The organism is Ezakiella peruensis, from assembly GCF_900215725.1.
In the GTDB taxonomy this organism is placed as follows: domain Bacteria; phylum Bacillota; class Clostridia; order Tissierellales; family Peptoniphilaceae; genus Ezakiella; species Ezakiella peruensis.
The window spans coordinates 1-17746 of the sequence record NZ_LT962469.1; the positions used below are offsets into that span (position 1 = coordinate 1).

The window sequence follows — 17746 nt, forward strand, 5'->3', positions numbered from 1 at the left end:
TTGAACTGCCCCTTGTCAAGTAGACACAACAATTAATTAAAAACACATATTTAAACTGCATACTCTCTGTACTCCAACGGAGCCATGCAGTTTAATCTTTTYTGRAACCTCTCGTTGTTGTAAAACTCAATGTAATTCATAATTCTTTCTTTTAATTCTTCTAAAGAATTAAACTCTTTACCATAAAACATCTCTGYCTTTAATRTACCAAAAAACCCTTCCATTGGTCCGTTATCTATACATTTACCTACCCTTGACATACTATGCTTCATCCCTTGACCTTCCACTTTTCTTTTAAATGCTTTTGATGTATATTGACAGCCACGGTCACTATGGAATATTGGTTTTGCATTAGGGTATTTGTCTATGGCCTTGTCAAACATTTTAAAAACAATTTCTGCATTGCTTCTGTATGACAATTCATATTCTATGATGCTGTTGTCGTATAGATCAAGTATTGCACTTAGGTAGAGTTTTTTCTTTTCTCCAGTTATGCTAAATTCTGTTATGTCTGTAAGCCACTTTTCGTTAGGTTTTTCTGCTTTGAATTTTCTTTTAAGGATGTTTTCTCTTGTGTAGAATGGTTCTATTGTTTTTCTAACTACTTTCTTTCTTCTAATTCTTGCTTTTATTCCTAGGAGCTTCATTAGTCTGTAGATGTATTGTTCTGAGTAGTTTTTGTGGTTTAATTTGTTTATGAACATGGTCATTCTTCTGTATCCTAGGATCCCGTCATAGGTTCTATGGTATTCAAATATTAAGCTACTTAGTAATTCGTCTTGTTTTTCTTTTTCAGGTTTTTGTCTTTTTTTGTATTTGTAGTAGCTACTTCTTGAAATCTTTAGTATTTCACAGATGGTTTTTACTTGGTATCCTTTTTCTTTGAAGATGTCGACCGTAAGGTATTGAGCTTCTTGACGTAGTTTTGAGTGTATAGCTGTTTTTCCATAGCTTCTTTTTTTTTAAGAACTTCAAGCTCTAATTCAAGTCTTTTTCTAATTTCTTTTTCTTTTTCAAGTTCAAGTTTTAATTTCTCTGTATCTGTGAGTTTACTTTCATCTATTTCAGTTNAGTTCTTGACTTTAGAGCCTCTTCTCCTTTTTCCTTGTACTTTACATACCATGAGGCGACAGTTGTATCTCCTGCATTTATTTCCTTGGCTATTTCTATGAATGATTTGTTTCCTTTTTCGTATTCTTTACATGCTTGTATTTTTGTTTCTAAGTCAAATTTAATTTTCCCCATTTTTTCTCCTTTTATGGGTTTTTAATTAATTAGACTGTCTACTTTGCATGTATCATACCAAAAGGATCGCCTCTACAGGAAATTGACCTCTTGGGCAACAAGTTGCGTGAGTCAACGCTAGCCAATCGACGGCGTCCGTGCGGACTTGTCTCTTGGGCGTGGCTGCAATCGGCCGCTACAACGCTTCGCGTTATTTTTTAGTTTTTTATATTCTCTATCTTATTTTATATAATATAAAAAATAAGATGTTCTCCAATCAGAACATCTTTAGTAAATATTTGAGAGGAAAAATTGAATTATTTGACGAAGTACAGAATTTTTGAACCTGAGGCGTAGTGAGTCCTACGCCGCAAGGGGCAAACAATTCGCACGAGTCAAAGAAACAATTTTAACCTCAAATATGTTTTATAATCTCATTATCACCGGCGAGAATAATCGCATCCCCCGCTTCAAATACAACATCCGGGCGTATGGTCAGCATAGTCTTACCTTCTCTCTTTATGGCTATAATATTTATCCCGTGTTGCTTACGCAAATCGAGTTGGCCGATGGACTTGCCGATCCATTTTTCTGGGACATTGATTTCGTAGATTGATAATTCATCAGACAATATCATTTGGTCGACGACATTTTCTGATGTCAGGTTATAGGCCAGGCGGCGGCCCACGCTGTGCTCTGGCATTATCGTATAGTCTGCGCCGACTTTTTTCATAACCTTGGATTGGATTTCGTCAGCCACCTTACATACTACGAGTTTGACGCCCATTTCTTTGGCGACGAGTATTGACATAATGGCCGCACGAAAGTCGGTGGATATACCGATGATGACGGCATCAAAATTTCTGATGCCAATATCTATGAGGGCGTTTTCGTCAGTTACGTCGACTATGGCAGAGTAGGTGACCCGGTCTGCAATTTTTTGCAGGGCGTCTTCGTCAATGTCGATTGCCATAACTTGGTTGCCCAGGTCTTCAAGGGTGGTTGCAACGGTTGAGCCAAAGCGGCCGCAGCCTATTACTAAATATTGTTTTCCTTTGTTTAACATATCTTCTCCTATCCTATTAAAATATTTTCTTCAGGGTATTTAATCTTGGCGTTTGAATCCAATGTGATTCCTGCCATTGAGATGAAAAGTGTGATCATGCCGACCCGGCCGGCGAACATAAAGATCGAAATCAAAATCTTGCCAAGGCTTGTCAGGTACTGGCTGCCTGCAATTGAACAGCCGACGGTTGCAATGGCCGAGGTACATTCAAAAAGTGAGCTCAAGAGATTGTATTCGGGTTCGACATTTACCATTATAAAGGTCCCTGCCAGGACAAAGATCATGGCGATTAAAAATATGGCTATGGCCTTACGGACTGTGCCGTATTGGAGCCGTCTTTTAAAAATATTTACGTCTTCTGAGCCCTTTATAATGGAATGGATGTTCATAATTAAAACGACTAGGGTGACCGTCTTGATACCGCCGCCGGTTGAGGCAGGCGATGCGCCGATAAACATGAGGATGATCATCATAAATAGGGTCCCCTCGCGCAGGCGACTCATGTCCACGCTGGCAAAACCGGCCGTTCTGGTGGTGGTCGACTGCATAAATGAATTTGTGACCTTGTCCGCAAAACCCATGTTGCCAAGAGAGGCTGGGTTATTGTATTCCAGGGCAAAAAATATTATGGTGCCCAGGACCAAGAGGACTCCAGTTGCAGTCAGGGCGATCTTTGAATGCAAGCTAATGCGTTCTTCGTCTTTAAAGTGATTTATCAGATTTATAATAACTGGGAAACCAATCCCACCCAAGATTATCAGAGTGGAGATGGTCAGTAGAACATAGGGCGAATTGGAAAAGCCAGTGATGGATGAAAATTTTCCATAGTGGCCGCCAAATAAATCAAAGCCAGCATTGCAAAAGGCCGATATCGAATGAAAAATCCCGTAGCCCAGGCCCTTTATAAAACCGAAGCGGGGGACAAAGGCCAGTGAAAGTAAAGCCGCGCCCAAGAGTTCGATGGCGAAGGTGATTGCAAAAACTTTTTTGAGTAAAACAACTATGCCTTGGAGTTTGGATTGGTTGAGTTGCTCCTTTAAGATCAAACGGTCCTTGAGGTCGATTTTTTTATTTAAAATCAGTGGGATCAAGGTCGCGATTGACATGAAACCCAGGCCGCCGATTTGGATTAGCGTCATGATGACAATCCTGCCAAAGAGATTCCAAGTGGTCGCCGTATCCACAACCACCAGACCCGTAACGCAGACGGCCGATGTGGAGGTGAAAAAGGCATTCAAAAATCCCACGCTCTTGCCAGATTTTGTGGCAAGGGGAGTGGCTAAAAGTAGGGCGCCGATTATAATTACGGATAAAAAGCCTAAAGTAATGTATTTAGTTGGCTCCAAACGGTGGTGGCTGGATTTATTCATTTCTTTTCCTTTCTGTAGCTTCCTTTATAATAAGCCTTCGTGTAATTAAGATTATAACACCAAAAGACAAATAAAAAAAGGGATTTCAAACACACAAAAAACGAGGCGGAAATTTCGCCTCGTTCAATCTTTATTTTTATTTTAAATACTCCAATACTCTTAGGGCCAATTTTTCCCAGGAATTTTTGTCGATTTCCTCTTGGATGTCTGCCGGTATCTTGTAGCCGGCTTTTATTTTTTCGATTTGCTTGATGATATTAGCTGCCAGGCGTTTTTCATAGGCTGGAATGTCTTCCTCAACTGCCTTGTCCAGGTCGTAGATGCGCGGCAGTTCTGTATATAAAATTACGCCCGACTTATTAACCTTGTCACCCAATTGGTTTTTTAGGCCAGCTATATCAGATGTAACTGCAAGCTTGCCGCAGGCCAGAGCCTCGATTGCAATGAGTCCCAGGGCCTCATAATATGATGGCAGGACAAAGATGTCGGAATTTTTTAATTTTTCCGCCATTGTCTTCTGGGTTTGGGAATTGTAGACAAAGAGTTTGTCAGAATTTTTTGCATTAGCAAATAATTTTTCTCTTTGGTCTTCGTTTGCGTGGCCAACCAGGTGGAGTTCAACATCAGGATTGGCTTCTTCTATATAGGGCAAAGCTCCGGCCAGGGCAAAAACGCCCTTGGATTCGGAAATCTTTCCTGCGTACATAATTTTTATAAAATCGCGTGGCTCAGCCTTGTAATTGGTATTAAAAATATTTTGGTTAAAGCCGCCGCCGATTAAAGTGATTTTTTCTTTTGGTATATCAAATATTGCAGAAATTTTTGCATCCTCACCCGGTGCAACTGTGAAAATTCTCTCGAGTTTTGGAATGTTGGGCAGCATCTTTTTAAATTTTTCGTGCTGGCCAATTTGCCTTAAATCGGTCCCGTGACAGAAAGCGTAGACCTTTTGGTCGGCAAAGACTTCCTTGACCAGATTTGTCACCAAAAATAAGTGGTGGGAGATGATTATATCTGGCTTTAAATTTTCCTTGATGTAAATTAATTTTTCCCTGTAAGCGTCAAGGACCTTGTCAAACATCTCGTCCGTGGCCTCGGAAAAGACCGTTGAATCGTAGGGCATGACGTCGGACATTCCCATGATTGGGAAAGGCAGGCGGTCAGATTTAAATTCTACCTCGAAACGCAGGTCTGATTTTGGGAAATCAAATTCATTTTGGTTTGCATAAAGCATTATATTTTCGTGGCCGTGCTTGTCAAGTTCTTCGATTAAATTCGTATAGTAAACTCCAGACCCTGTCTTCATTGGCAATTGTTGGAGCACGTGTAAGATTCTCATAAGTCCCTCCTTTTGATTTTGATATTTATTGTGTCGCCGATCTTGTAATCGGAATCGCGATTTAAAAATATGGTTTCCAGTTTGTGGCCTTGGTAGTCCAGTGTAAGTTTGGAGATTTCCCCCTGGTAAATCAGGTCTACAATCTTGGCTGGTTCGCCGTCATCAGCGATTGTAATGTCTTCGGGGCGGACATAAGAAGTATCGATCCGCGATGAATCGCCGATGAAATTTAAAACAAATTCATTGGCTGGGTGCTTATAAATTTCCTCGGCTGTCCCGATTTGCATAATCTCTCCCTTGTTTAAAAGCATAATGTTGTCAGAGATTTCAAAGGCCTCTTTTTGATTGTGGGTGACAAAGATTGTCGTGATCCCAAATTCGTGCTGGAAGCGTTTGATCTCCGACCGCATTTCCACTTGGAGTTTGGCGTCAAGGCTTGAAAGGGGCTCGTCCAAGAGTAATAATTTTGGCTCGACAATCAAACTTCTTGCGATTGCCACCCTTTGCTTTTCTCCGCCCGATAGCTCGTGGGGTTTACGCTTGTCGTAACCGGCCAGTCCTACTTTTTCAAGCATGTCCTTGCCTTTTTTAATCCGGGCCTCCTTGTAGAAGCCGCGGAACTTTAAACCGTAGGTCACGTTTTCCATTATAGTCATATGTGGGAAGAGGCCAAATGATTGAAAGACTGTAGAGACTTCCCTTTCTTCGGGCGGTAGATGTGAAATGTTTTTCCCGTCCAAAAATATGTCGCCGTCAAATTTTATAAAGCCGCCAATGGCCTTTAGGATTGTGGACTTGCCGCAGCCCGATGGGCCCAGGAAGCACATGAGTTTGCCGGCTTCCAGTTCAAAGGACACGTCCTTGATGGCGTATTTGTCCCCGTATTTTTTTGTTAGATTTTTAACTTCTAGAAACATTTGTCCTCCTCATCCAAAGCCTGTAAAGTCCGTTTACAGTCAGGCAAATAACGATAATCAATAGGGCTATAACCGCGCCCACATTGTACTTGGCGGATTGAATTACGTCGAACATGACCAGGGTCAAGACTTTTTGGCCCGGATAAATTAAAAATATAATGGACCCTATGGTGGTCATGGTTGTGGTAAAGGCGTTTACAAAGCTAACGCTAAGGGCCTCACGCGAAAGTGGGATGACCGCGTCTTTGATTTCGTCAACACGCGATCCGCCCAGGTCACGGATGGAATTTAAGGTGTCGGTTGAAATTCCCTCCATGGCAGCCACGCCCATGCGTGACGAAAATGGCAGCTGCTTAAATAAAACGTTCAGGACAACTATGGTCGCCGTCCCCGTTAAAACGAGTGGCGGATTTTTAAAAGCCAGTATATAGCCCAGGCCGAAAAAAGTTCCTGGAATTATATATGGCAGATTTGCAAAGAAGTCTACGTATTTCATGACCCTCATCTTTCTAATTTTTAAATAATAGCCGATGAGAAGTCCAATTATGGATCCAAAGATTGCAGAAATCAGCGAGTAGACGACCGAGCGAATTGCAGTTCCCGTTATATATGGTCGGGTCTCCACGAAGTTTTCCAGGGTAAAGTACATTTGCCCTTGGTAAAATTTGGTGAAGGCCGACATGACAATTGCCGCGTAGAGAATTGTAACGGCCAAGAGAAAAAATCCCGAGATCGTAAGGAGCAAATAATAAAGACTGCCCGATTTTTTTATCTTGATCTCCGAGGTCGAAGTCACGCCAGCAGCCGTCGGTGCCATGGACTTGAAGTCCCTCCCGTAGAATAAAAACATTAAGAGTGACGGGATTAACAATAAAACATTGATTGCAGAGGCCTTGGCCAGATTGCCCTCAGCTATAACTGCAAAATAAGATTCGACCGCCAGCACATTGAAATTGCCTCCGATAATGGCAGGCGTGCCGAAGTCTGCGATTGACCTAAAAAACGATAATAACACAACAGCTTTGAGGCCGGGCCTGGCCGCAGGTAAAATAATATCCTTGATCAGGCTGCTCGTGTTGGCTCCCAGATTTCTGGCAGAATTAATTATGTCTTGGTCAATTGATTTTATAAATGAAAATAGGAGGAGGGAATTCAAAGATAAATTGCTGATGGTTTGCATCATGACGATCCCCCAGAGTCCGTAAGGATTCATGGATAAGCCCAAAAGATGGTAGGTGATAGCTCCCCGCCTGCCAAAGAGATTTATAAAGGATAAACTCGTGACAAAGGGCGGCGAGATCAGGGTTATGCTAAGTAAAGTCAAAAGCACTCTTTGCATATTTTTGCTGGACAGGTAAATAATAATTGCCGTGGCGAGTGCCGACAGAGATGAAAAAAATGTAGTAAGTAAACCCATCTTTAGGGTGTTGGTTATAGTTTTGCCCTGGTTTTTAAAGAGGGCGACCATGGACGAAAAATCAAGTGAATGGTCGGATATAATCGCCTCTTTGAAAACAAAAATAAAAGGAACAAGGATGAAAAGGACGACAGAGACCACCAAAAGGCTTACGATTAAATAATCTAATACTTGGAATAGCTGTCTTCTTTTCATACTTGCTCCTTCTTTTCTCTTAAGCGAGATTAATTTTTATATTATTCTGTTTTTCCCTTGGAAATTTCAAGGAATTTGTCTAAGATGTTTTGTCTTTCGCTACCAAAGGTTGATAGGTCTTGTTTGATAAGCTTATCTTGTGGTAGGCCAAGTTCTAGACCCTTTACGCCCGGTTTAATAATTTGAGCTGAGTCTTTGCCGTCGAGTTCTGCAATCATTTCTTGGGCTTCTGTTGTTAGCATGAAATCTACAAATGATTTTGCAACTTCAACATTGTCTGAACTCTTGAAAATTGCAACTCCTTCTGGTACCCATGGAATACCGTCTTCTGGATAAATTACATCTAGGCCTTGTTCTTCAGCAACTTTGAAAGCACCGTTGTCAACAGGGATAATGCCGATAGCAAATTCGCCTGCTGCAGTTTTTTCTTGAGGGTCCTTGCCGCGTTTGCCGTAGAAGTCGATGTTGGCATTTAATTTTTCAATGTAATCCCAACCCTCATCACCAAACAAATCCAAGAGGCCTTTAACTACTGCGTAGTTGGTGCCTGAGATTGCTGGGTTTGACATGATAACTTCGTGAGCGTATTTTGGATCAGCAAGTTCTGCCCATGTCTTTGGAGCTTCAAGTCCTTTTTCCTTTAGAACGTCTGGATTTACGATGAAACCTGCAACTGTTAGGCCCTTTGCAATCCATGCGCCATCTGCATCCTTGTAAGCTGGATCAACGTCAGCAGCGTTTGGTGAAATGTAATTTTCTAGTAGGCCGTCAGTTTTTGCAGCCATAAATGCGTCGAGTCCGCCGCCAAACCATAGGTCAGCCATTGGCTTGCCTTCAGCCTTTGTTCTGTTGATAACTTCACCTGATGACATGGAGAGGAATTCTACCTTGGCTCCTGTCTTTTCTGTGAACTTATCAAAGAGCTTTACATACTTGTCGCTTGTTGCAACAACGTTTAGTGTGCGACCATTGAAGTCTGGCCATTCAGCTTCTTTAGCTTCCTCTGTCTTTTCTTCTGGCTTTTCATCTTTCTTTTCTTCTGTTTTTTCTTCTGTCTTAGCTTCTTCAGCTGTCTTTGTTTCAGCTTTGTCAGCTGGTTTTTGGCAGGCAGCCAATGTTCCAGCTACAAAAAATACAGCTAGGATTAAGCTAAAAATTTTTAAAAATTTATTGTTCATATTTTCCTCCTTAATATTTGGGAATCTCCCAACATAAACCATATACCCTGTAAAAGATATATTAATCATTTTATAAAAAAATTTAATTAAAAGCCTTTTGCTATTGATAAAATTTATAGGCAAAAAAATTTTATTATGTGTTATAATACTTATAATAGGAAAAGAGGTGGCCATGGAAAAGGAAAATATAAATAATAAGAAAAAGGGAAAAGTAATTTTAGTTGGTGCTGGACCGGGTGCGGTCGACCTGGTAACTGTAAGAGGGCTTAAGGCAATTGAATCTGCAGATGTGATCGTCTACGACAAATATATAAGTGAGGATTTTTTATCTTTAAATCCGCAAGCTGAAAAAATTTACGCGGGCAAAATTGGCGGGGGTGAATCTGTACCCCAAGAAGAAATTTGTAAAATCCTCTACGACCAGGCGGCCGCTGGCAAAAATGTGGTCAGGCTTAAAGGTGGAGACCCCTTCGTCTTCGGTAGGGGTGGAGAGGAAGTCTTGTACTTAAATAAACTGGGCATTGAAACGGAAGTTGTCCCCGGCATTTCATCATCCATTGCGGCTCTGGGTTTAAATAATATTCCCATAACCCACAGGAAGATTGCGCGGAGCTTTACGGTTATGACCGCCCACATCTTGGAGCGTTCGGCCGACCACATAAATTTTGCCGCCCTCCATGACCTTGGCGGAACGATTGTGTTTTTGATGGGGAGACGGGACAGAAAAAATATTGCCCAGCGTTTGATTGACGCAGGCTTTAACAAATCTTATCCTGCAGCCTTGATTTCAGCCGCCAGCCTGCCCGAGGAAAAAGTTATCAGGACGGACTTGATTTCCATTGTAGAAAAGGAATACGAAATCAATAGCCCAGCAATAATTGTCGTGGGCGAGGTTGTGAATGCCTTAGAAGATTAAAGCGGCTTGAAAAATAGGTTGATAAATGATAATATAAGGTTAGTTAAGCAGACGTTTTTAATTATAAGGAGGGAGATATGAAGACAAATAAAACTGATCCAGGAATATGGTCACTGGTATTTGGAATTTTATCTATTTTCGCTTTTAGCTCTTTGTTCTCGACTGTACTAGGCGCTCTTGGTTGGACCATGGCCAGCGCTAACTTAGAAGCGGATTCATCCAGGGACATAGCGAGAGCTGGGCGGCTACTTTCTATAATCGGCGTCATAATAGGCATCGGACTAATTATTGCCTGTTTTACCATGCCTAATTCTAATTGCGGAAATTTAAGGAGGATTTTATGAAAACCAGACTTGCAAAGATAAATGACATAGACGAACTTTTGGTCTTGCAAAAGAAATTTCATGTGGACACCATTAGTCCAGAAGATAAGCCAGACGGCTTTGTTACGACTAAACTCACCGAAGACCAATGGAAGAGCTTGATTGAAGATGAAAAGGGCGTCAGTGTTTTGATTGACGAAGATAAAGATGACAAGATTGTCGGCTATGCCTTGGCAGCTTCTTGGGATTATTGGAAGGTCTGGCCTCTTTTTCATTACATGATTGATAGACTACACGAGGATACTTACAAGGGCGAGGTCATGAGCGTGGAAAATTCCTACCAATACGGACCCATTTGTATTTTAAAGGAATACAGGTCCACGGGCGCCTTTGAAAAATTATTTTTCTTCTCGCTGGCAACCATGAAGGATAGGTTTAAATACCTGCTGACCTTTGTCAACCAAATCAATCCCAGATCCTATAATGCCCACACCCACAAGGTTGGCCTGGATGTGATCAAGGAATTTGAATTTAATAATAACAAGTATTGGGAACTTGGAACTACAACAGATAGGACGGAATAATGGCTAAAGAATTTGAAACACTAAAGGGAACTCACGACTACCTGCCCCACGAGCAGATGTTGAGAGAACACATAAAGGATATTTTAAAGAAAAATTTTGTTAAGTACGGCTTTCCTGCAGCGGAAACGCCAATTGTTTGCATGCTTGATTTGTTGACGTCAAAATATTCTGCTGATGCGGATATCTTGGACGAAATTTATCAGCTGTCGGACCAAGGCGAACGGGCTTTGGGTCTTCGCTATGACCTGACCATTTGCCTGACAAAATTAATTTCATCTAACAGGGGAATTACACTTCCTTTTAAGCGCCACGAAATCGGCAGGGTCTACCGCGACGGCCCAGTAAAGCTCGGCAGGAACCGTGAGTTCACCCAATGCGATGTGGACGCAGTCGGCATTTCATCAATGCTCCAAGAGGCAGAATTTATGAACCTTACCCACCACGCCTACAAGGACTTAGGTCTGGATGTGGAAATTTTATATAATAATAGGAAACTTTTGTACGGACTCATAATAGAAACTCTGGGTCAAATGGACGAAGAGTCTTTAAGAAAGTGCATCATGCTGGTGGACAAACTGGACAAGATGACCAAGGAAGCTCTTGCAAAAGAATTTGCAGAATTGGGTTTTGGGGCTGACAAATTTGAAAATCTCTATGCGACTTTCTCCATGACCTATGATGAAATCAAAGACAAATACAAAGATTCGGAAGTCGAACTCTTGCAAGAGGGTTTGAAAGAACTCGACGAACTCCATGCTCTAACAGCAAACACAGATGCCAATGAGTCCATGGCCTTTAAGCCATTTTTGGCGCGGGGCATTGATATTTATACATCCACAGTTTGGGAAATATTTTTAAAAGACCGTGTGGTAAACGGCCATGAATTTAACGTGTCATTGGGCGGTGGCGGCCGCTATGACAAGATCATTGGGACCTTTATCGACGACGGCAATGAATATCCAGCCATAGGCATGTCCTTTGGCCTGGACGTAATCTACGAAGTCTTAAAGGCCAAGTCAGAAGGGGAAAGCCAACCACTTGTCGATCTCTTTATAATTCCAATGGATACTCAAGTGCCAAGCTTTATCCTGGCGGAAAATCTCCGCAAGCTCGGCCTCAAAGTCGAAATCGAAAAGATGGATAGAAGGGTCAAAAAATCCATGAACTACGCCAACAAAGAAGGCATTCCATTTGTCACAGTAATCGGCGGCAATGAAATTGAAAAAGGCCAGATTTATATTAAACAGATGGAGACGGGAGTCGAAATGATTAAAAATATAGATGATTATGAGGGCATCTTTAAATTTATCACCGAATAATAAAACAAAAAATACGCGGAGCGTTGTAGAGGCTACCTTTTGAACTGCCCCTTGTCAAGTAGACACAACAATTAATTAAAAACACATATTTAAACTGCATACTCTCTGTACTCCAACGGAGCCATGCAGTTTAATCTTTTCTGGAACCTCTCGTTGTTGTAAAACTCAATGTAATTCATAATTCTTTCTTTTAATTCTTCTAAAGAATTAAACTCTTTACCATAAAACATCTCTGCCTTTAATGTACCAAAAAACCCTTCCATTGGTCCGTTANTTCTCCTTTTTCCTTGTACTTTACATACCATGAGGCGACAGTTGTATCTCCTGCATTTATTTCCTTGGCTATTTCTATGAATGATTTGTTTCCTTTTTCGTATTCTTTACATGCTTGTATTTTTGTTTCTAAGTCAAATTTAATTTTCCCCATTTTTTCTCCTTTTATGGGTTTTTAATTAATTAGACTGTCTACTTTGCATGTATCATACCACTTTATGGTAGCTATATTTTTTTGTTTTCATTTCCTAATTAGACTCTGAATTCTTTGCGGACAAATGGGTATATATTAACCAATAGTCATTCGTAAATATAAATCTATTTGGGGGGATAAGATGAAAGGTTTTGTTAATACTGCGATTGTGATTAGAATTTTGAAAAAGATTTTTTGGATAATTTTAATATATATCTTGATCGCGGGGATTTTTTCTTATTTTATTCCGGCTAAAAACCACCCGCGGACTGAGGCGGCCTTGCAGATGGCCAGTGACTGGGAGGTGGCAGGAGAAAATTCAATAAGCCCTGACCGAGTCAAGGCCATTGGCGATCCGACGGATGCACTTGCGGTTCGCCTGTCAATGATTCGAGCGGCCGAGAATTATGTAGACGTGGTTTACTATGCCATAGATACCGACGAATCGTCTCAGGCTTTTTTAAGTGAGCTGGTGGACGCGGCTGACCGAGGAGTAAAAGTCCGCCTCATGGTCGACGGCAAGATAGGCGGCTTACCCAAAAAATATAGACGGGCCTTGGCCAGCCATCCAAACATTGAATTTGGTCGCTATAATCCAGTTAAAATTTACAGGCCCTGGACACTTTTTGAAGGCCTGCACGATAAAATAATTTTGGTCGACAACAAGTACGCTTTGACCGGGGGCAGAAATGTTGGCAATCCATACTTTGCATTGGCAAATCCCCTGGCTGCCAACAAACACGACTGGGATATTTTTATGCTCAAGGAAGCAAGCGACGGACCTTTGAGTGTGGTCGACGCCTTCCAAGCTTATTATGAAGACCTGTGGACCAATAAACTAAACAGGCAGGTAAAAGCAAAAAAATCAGACCCAGAGAAAATCCAAGAGCTATTGGCTGATGGCAGGAAATTTCTCGCCGACAAAGGCGACCTTTACGATCGTACTGTTAGCGATTTTGTCGACTCTACTTTTTCGGCTAAACGGATCAAGGTATTTCACAATCCACTAGAAGCCCGCTTTGGCAAAAACGAAGCCTGGATCTTGGACGACCTTAAGGCTCTGGCCCATGAGGCAAATGAATCCGCCCTGGTGGAAACGCCATATACAACGGGGACAAAACCCATTATGGATTTTTTATCTGACCTAGGACAAAATCTGGATACGACCTTCATTACCAATTCCCTTTATTCTGCCAACAACATCATGGCCTCGCCAAATTATCTCTTTCAAAGGAAAAAGTTCTTGGACACAGGCATTAATATTTACGAATACCTGGGCGAGGAATCCATCCACGGCAAGGCCCTGGTCTTTGATGATGAAATCACTGCATTTGGGTCCTTTAATATGGACTCGCGGTCGGTAAATCTAAATACCGAAACCATGATCGTCGTCGATAGCCCAGCCTTCACCCAAGACTTCTTATCCCAAATCCAGCCAACCCTGGACCAATCCCTACAAGTTGGTTGGGACAATGAATTTATAGAGCGAGAAGATTTCACAGAGCCGAAAGTGGAAAAAGGAAAGAAAACCAAGTTTTTTATGGCGTATGTTTTGTTCCGCTTAATCCAATTCTTCATTTAATTTGTGGTTAAATTTGTTAAAAACGCTCGTGCGAATTATTTCCTCCTTGCGGAGTACACTTGAGTACACCTCAGTCGTAAAAATTCTGTACTTCGCGTTTTTATTCAAATTTTCCTCACAAATTATGCATATAAAAAACTTGTGACTCATGCGAATCTCATCGAAATTCCCTCGCAAATTATAGCTGATTATAAAACGGATATTGTTCAGCACGTTTGTAGGGGCGACTTGCAGCCCTGCCCAAGAGAGCGAGTGATAACGATGCTCGATTGGTATGCAGTGACTCACGCAACTTGTTGTCCAATCGTTCGACCGTAGGGAAAAACGATTGGGTACAACAATCTGAGGAGAATGTGGACCGAAAAATCTTGCCCGAATATATTTTATATTCAATAATTTTAACAATATACACAAAAAAATCTTGCAGGCACATTACTCCTGCAAGATTTTTAATTTTAATTTTAATTTTTATTTTTAATTTACATTCTCTTAATTCCGCTGGGTAAATTGATGGATTTTTTTAGCTTGAAACATTTTGACGAATGAGGCGTACTATAGTGTACGTCGGAATGAGCAAAATGTTGAATACTGAAAAAATCCGCAATTTAAACAAGGAATTTTAGAATTTGCTGTCGTCTACTTGGTCCAAATACTCGACAACTGGCGCAACAGTCTTCTTAATCGTTCCATCTACAAATGGGTTTTCCAGATTTGCTAGTTCGACTAATTGTAGGAATGGTTTTGTGCCGCCAGCCCTGCATAGGTTGAGGTAATCTTCCCAGGCTTTTTCGTGGTCTTCGCGGTCTTTCTTCCAGAATTGGAGGGCGCAAACTTGGGCCAAGGTGTAGTCTATATAATAGAATGGAACGCTGAAGATGTGGCCTTGTCTGAACCAGAAGCCGCCGTCTTCGAGGACGCCAATGCCGTCGTAGTCGCGGTGTGGTAAATATTTCTTTTCCAGTTCTCTGAAGGTTTTTCTTCTTTCTTCAGGACTTACGTCTGGATTTTCGTAAACGAAGTGTTGGAATTCGTCGATGAGGGCTCCATATGGGAGGAAGAGGATTGCTCCTTGGAGGTGGGAGAATTTGAATTTTTCAGTTTCTCCTTCAAAGAAGAGTTCCATCCATGGCCAGGTGAAAAATTCCATGCTCATGGAGTGAATTTCTGCTGATTCCATGCCAGGCCAAATATATTCTGAAATATAATCGCGTGAATTATAAACTTGGAAGGCGTGACCAGCTTCGTGGGTTAGAACTTCCACGTCGTGGGTTGTGCCGTTGAAGTTGGCAAAGATAAATGGGCTTCTCCACTTGGACATGTATGTGCAGTAGCCGCCGCCTGCCTTGCCTGGTTTGGAGTCAAGGTCAAAGAGGTCGTGCTTTAACATAAAGCTAAAGAAATCGTCTGTTTCTGGGCTGAGCTCAGCGTACATTTTCTTGGCCTTGTCTAGGCACCAATCCTTGTCGCCGTGTGGTTTGGCGTTGCCTGATTCAAATTGTAGGCCTTCGTCGTAGAATTTCAATTCGTGGCCAAGGCGTTTGGCTTGTCTTTCGCGAAGTTTTGTTGCAAGTGGAACGATTTCAGAGATGATTTGTTCGCGGTAATTTTTAACATCATTTGCGTCGTAATCAACCCTACCCATTCTCTTGTAACCGAGTTCTACATAGTTTTTGTAGCCCAGTTTTTTGGCCATAGAATTTCTAACCTTTACGAGTTTATCATAAATTTCATCAAGCTTTGCTGTGTTTTCGTCAAAGAATTCAGCTACTAGCTTGGTTGCCTTTTGTCTTACATTTCTATCCTTGTCTTGGGTGTACTTGCCAAGTTGGGTGAGATTTAATTTTTCCCCGTCCCAGTCCTTTTGGCAGGAGGCCAAGAGCTTTTGGTATTCGGTTGTGAGCTTGGCTTCTTCTACCAAGTCGTCAACGATTTCAGGCTTGAATGTTAGAAGATCGTTTTCGTATTTTTGGAAGAGGTATTCACCGTATTTTTCTTCCAATTGATCTCTAAATTCTGATTCCAAGAAGGCTTTTTTGAATTCCACAATAGTTTTTTCTAGGTGTGGTGAATTTTCTTGGATAAATTCAATTTCTTTTTCGTAGTATTCGTCCTTGGTGTTGATTGAGTTTCTGATTGAAGCCAAGGTTGTCATTGAGTCTGCATCTGCCAAAGCGTGGGTGTAGACTTCGTAAGCGTGGACAGCTTCGTCCACGTGCTTGGCGTTTTTGAGCTCTTCGATTTGAGCTTTGATCAGCTTGTCAATCTCGTCAAAATCCGGACGGACATATTCGTATTCTTCAAATTTTAATTCTAATTGTTCACTTAAGTTATTATTTTCCATATAAACCTCCTTTTGATTTACAGGATACTTATACCCCATTAGACTTAGATATAAAACGCTTTTTGAAATATAAATAGCCAGGCCCAAAAATGTCGAAAAAAACATTTACTTCTGCTATAATATATCTAGGTGATAAGATGACTTTATTGGAAATTTTGAGGGCAGAGAAGGCCAAGAAAATATCTGGCGGAATCTACCATAAGTTGCAAATTGAATTTACTTACAATTCAAATCATATTGAAGGAAGCAAGCTCAGCCACGACCAAACCCGTTATATTTTTGAGACCAATACACTGGGCGTAGACGAGGTCATAAGCCTTGATGACGTGATAGAGACGGCCAATCATTTTAGGTGCGTGGATTATGTGATCGACCATGCCATGGACGATTTGAATCAAGACTTTATAAAAGCTTTGCACAAGCTTTTGAAGGCGGGTACAAGTCAGGCGGATGAGGAGTGCTTTGCAGTCGGCGATTATAAGCGTGTCCCCAATGAAGTTGGCGGCCGCGAAACCACAGCACCTGAAGATGTAGAAAAAGAAATGCAAAAGCTCTTGGAGGCTTACGCTTCTAAAAGTAAGAAAACTTTTGAGGACCTGGTCGACTTTCATTATAGATTCGAATCCATCCACCCCTTCCAAGATGGCAATGGGCGTGTGGGCAGGTTGATTTTATTGAAGGAAGCACTAAAACATAATATCGTCCCCTTTATAATAGATGAGGACTTAAAATATTTTTACTATCGCGGCCTGGCAAATTATAAGGAGGAAAAAGGATATTTGATGGATACTTGCCTGACAGCTCAGGATAAATTTAAAAAGTATCTGGATTATTTTAGGATTCAATATTAGGAGGAGAGTTATGGATTATAAACTCAGCGAGGGAAAGAGAAAATTTATGATAGGCGTCTTGATTTTTGTTTATTTGCTTGGCCTGGTTCCCATTATTTATTCTATTTTGGAATTTGTCTATGACAAGGCCTTGTTCATGCCAACTTGGCTGATTGTTGTCTTGACTATTTTGGGTCAGGTCCTACCACTTGGATTTTATATTTTTAATTTAACTAGAGGGCTTGAGGGACAAGACGATAAAACGAGATCTATCTACTCCCTGTTTTTTATGGCGTCCATTCTTAACCGCAGCCTCTTATCTACGAGACCTTACTCTTATATTAAATACTTTGACTGCACGCCCCTTAGGGCATGGGCCAAGTATTTCTCTATGATATTATTCTTAATCGCAGCTGCACTTTTGGCTTGGATTTATGTTTTGATTAGGGACAAAAAGAAGAAAAGTAGATAAAAATGGATAAAAAAACTATAAAAAGTAAAAAATCTAAAGAAGGTAAAAGCGATTTCTTTATTTACAAAAAAGCTCTTAGAGAATTTAAGAAAAACCCAGTCACTTATTCCCATGAAGAAGTTTGTAAATTATTGGGCATTAAAAACAAATAATTTTTCCACCAGCAGCCATGCTGGTTTTTTATTGTCGAAAAAAAGTCTCTCTTCT

Annotated in this window: 19 protein-coding genes; 8 read left to right on the plus strand and 11 right to left on the minus strand. The window is 41.1% G+C overall.

All coding sequences use genetic code 11. The features are described from left to right. Nucleotides 1-50 precede the first annotated feature (50 nt). The 8 genes from CUU59_RS00005 to CUU59_RS00040 all read right to left on the minus strand — a co-directional run bounded on the left by CUU59_RS00005 (nt 51) and on the right by CUU59_RS00040 (nt 8706). Entirely contained in the window at nt 51-935 is an 885-nt protein-coding gene (locus tag CUU59_RS00005; protein ID WP_146036048.1) for an IS3 family transposase, read from the minus strand. A 124-nt stretch (nt 936-1059) separates the two neighbouring features. Further along, nucleotides 1060-1245: a helix-turn-helix domain-containing protein gene (locus CUU59_RS00010; protein WP_099950001.1), complete on the minus strand. Its 186-nt coding sequence runs from the start codon at nt 1243-1245 to the stop codon at nt 1060-1062. 394 nt (nt 1246-1639) lie between these two features. Then, nucleotides 1640-2290: a potassium channel family protein gene (locus CUU59_RS00015; RefSeq protein WP_099950002.1), complete on the minus strand. Its 651-nt coding sequence runs from the start codon at nt 2288-2290 to the stop codon at nt 1640-1642. A gap of 8 nt (nt 2291-2298) precedes the next feature. Then, the gene (locus CUU59_RS00020) at nt 2299-3660 is read right to left on the minus strand and encodes a TrkH family potassium uptake protein (RefSeq protein ID WP_099950003.1); all 1362 of its coding nucleotides are present in this window, start codon (nt 3658-3660) and stop codon (nt 2299-2301) included. Between the two features lie 136 nt (nt 3661-3796). Then, complete coding sequence (locus tag CUU59_RS00025) at nt 3797-4999, minus strand: glycosyltransferase family 4 protein (protein WP_099950004.1); 1203 nt, start codon at nt 4997-4999, stop codon at nt 3797-3799. Next, nucleotides 4996-5916, minus strand: coding sequence for an ABC transporter ATP-binding protein (locus CUU59_RS00030; RefSeq protein WP_099950005.1), 921 nt, complete (start codon nt 5914-5916; stop codon nt 4996-4998). Before CUU59_RS00030 ends, CUU59_RS00025 begins: the two co-directional genes overlap by 4 nt. Continuing rightward, nucleotides 5900-7528, minus strand: coding sequence for an ABC transporter permease (locus tag CUU59_RS00035; RefSeq protein WP_099950006.1), 1629 nt, complete (start codon nt 7526-7528; stop codon nt 5900-5902). The genes CUU59_RS00030 and CUU59_RS00035 overlap by 17 nt, the downstream gene beginning before the upstream one ends. Before the next feature lie 41 nt (nt 7529-7569). Continuing rightward, nucleotides 7570-8706 carry an ABC transporter substrate-binding protein gene (locus CUU59_RS00040; RefSeq protein WP_099950007.1) on the minus strand — a complete coding sequence of 379 codons (1137 nt, stop codon included), beginning with the start codon at nt 8704-8706 and terminating at the stop codon, nt 7570-7572. Nucleotides 8707-8878: 172 nt separating this feature from the next. On the opposite strand from CUU59_RS00040, the gene cobA reads away from it, so the two are divergent. The 4 genes from cobA (at nt 8879) to hisS (ending at nt 11848) form a co-directional block, all read left to right on the plus strand. Beyond that, nucleotides 8879-9622 (plus strand): uroporphyrinogen-III C-methyltransferase, encoded by a 744-nt coding sequence (gene cobA, locus CUU59_RS00045; protein WP_099950008.1) that lies wholly within the window; start codon nt 8879-8881, stop codon nt 9620-9622. A 77-nt stretch (nt 9623-9699) separates the two neighbouring features. Beyond that, entirely contained in the window at nt 9700-9966 is a 267-nt protein-coding gene (locus CUU59_RS00050; protein ID WP_099950009.1) for a hypothetical protein, read from the plus strand. Beyond that, the gene (locus CUU59_RS00055) at nt 9963-10529 is read left to right on the plus strand and encodes a GNAT family acetyltransferase (RefSeq protein WP_099950010.1); all 567 of its coding nucleotides are present in this window, start codon (nt 9963-9965) and stop codon (nt 10527-10529) included. The genes CUU59_RS00050 and CUU59_RS00055 overlap by 4 nt, the downstream gene beginning before the upstream one ends. Continuing rightward, nucleotides 10529-11848 (plus strand): histidine--tRNA ligase, encoded by a 1320-nt coding sequence (hisS, locus tag CUU59_RS00060; RefSeq protein WP_099950011.1) that lies wholly within the window; start codon nt 10529-10531, stop codon nt 11846-11848. Before CUU59_RS00055 ends, hisS begins: the two co-directional genes overlap by 1 nt. An 89-nt stretch (nt 11849-11937) precedes the next feature. Here the strand turns inward: hisS and CUU59_RS00065 are convergent, their stop codons facing one another. Further along, nucleotides 11938-12111, minus strand: coding sequence for an IS3 family transposase (locus tag CUU59_RS00065; RefSeq protein WP_169922801.1), 174 nt, complete (start codon nt 12109-12111; stop codon nt 11938-11940). After that, nucleotides 12087-12275: a hypothetical protein gene (locus CUU59_RS00070; RefSeq protein ID WP_099950013.1), complete on the minus strand. Its 189-nt coding sequence runs from the start codon at nt 12273-12275 to the stop codon at nt 12087-12089. Before CUU59_RS00070 ends, CUU59_RS00065 begins: the two co-directional genes overlap by 25 nt. A gap of 181 nt (nt 12276-12456) precedes the next feature. Between CUU59_RS00070 and CUU59_RS00075 the strand changes: the two genes are divergently transcribed. Continuing rightward, nucleotides 12457-13896, plus strand: coding sequence for a phospholipase D-like domain-containing protein (locus CUU59_RS00075; RefSeq protein ID WP_099950014.1), 1440 nt, complete (start codon nt 12457-12459; stop codon nt 13894-13896). Between the two features lie 619 nt (nt 13897-14515). On the opposite strand, the gene CUU59_RS00080 is transcribed toward CUU59_RS00075, so the two are convergent. Continuing rightward, nucleotides 14516-16237 carry a M3 family oligoendopeptidase gene (locus tag CUU59_RS00080; protein ID WP_099950871.1) on the minus strand — a complete coding sequence of 574 codons (1722 nt, stop codon included), beginning with the start codon at nt 16235-16237 and terminating at the stop codon, nt 14516-14518. Between the two features lie 137 nt (nt 16238-16374). Here CUU59_RS00080 and CUU59_RS00085 point away from each other — a divergent pair, with 137 nt between their 5' ends. From CUU59_RS00085 to CUU59_RS08095, 3 genes are read left to right on the plus strand one after another with little or no spacing between them, the layout of a single operon-like run. Then, the gene (locus tag CUU59_RS00085; RefSeq protein ID WP_245870528.1) at nt 16375-17088 is read left to right on the plus strand and encodes a Fic family protein; all 714 of its coding nucleotides are present in this window, start codon (nt 16375-16377) and stop codon (nt 17086-17088) included. Nucleotides 17089-17098: 10 nt separating this feature from the next. Then, nucleotides 17099-17539: a hypothetical protein gene (locus tag CUU59_RS00090; RefSeq protein WP_099950016.1), complete on the plus strand. Its 441-nt coding sequence runs from the start codon at nt 17099-17101 to the stop codon at nt 17537-17539. Between the two features lie 2 nt (nt 17540-17541). Beyond that, entirely contained in the window at nt 17542-17691 is a 150-nt protein-coding gene (locus CUU59_RS08095; RefSeq protein WP_169922802.1) for a hypothetical protein, read from the plus strand. The last annotated feature ends 55 nt before the right edge of the window (nt 17692-17746 follow it).